The sequence below is a fragment of the Bradyrhizobium sp. 25ACV genome, from assembly GCF_054863005.1.
Window position 1 is genome coordinate 1 of the sequence record NZ_JAVAYO010000061.1, and the last position, 282, is coordinate 282.

Below are 282 nucleotides of genomic sequence, written 5' to 3' on the forward strand. Positions count from 1 at the left end.
TCGCGGTGTCGCCCATGAGAACGGCGCTATCGAAAGCCCCCACGGCCATCTCAAATATGCCGTGAACGACGCACTGTTGATGCGCGGATCCGGCGACTTCGACGATTTGACCGCCTATCGCGCCTTCATCGACGAGATCGTCGCGCGCAAGAACCGACGCAACGCGGCTCGTATCGATGCCGAGCGCGCAACGCTGCAGCCGCTCCCGCAGCTTCGCACCGGCGACTATGAGGAGAGCATTGTCCCCGTCACCTCGACCAGCAGCTTCACGCTGAAGAAGGT

The 282-nt window shown here is 62.4% G+C and carries 1 pseudogene; it reads left to right on the forward strand.

From position 1 onward, the window contains the following. Positions 1–282 (forward strand): annotated as a pseudogene (locus tag RAD04_RS38575) (IS21 family transposase); the annotation flags it as partial.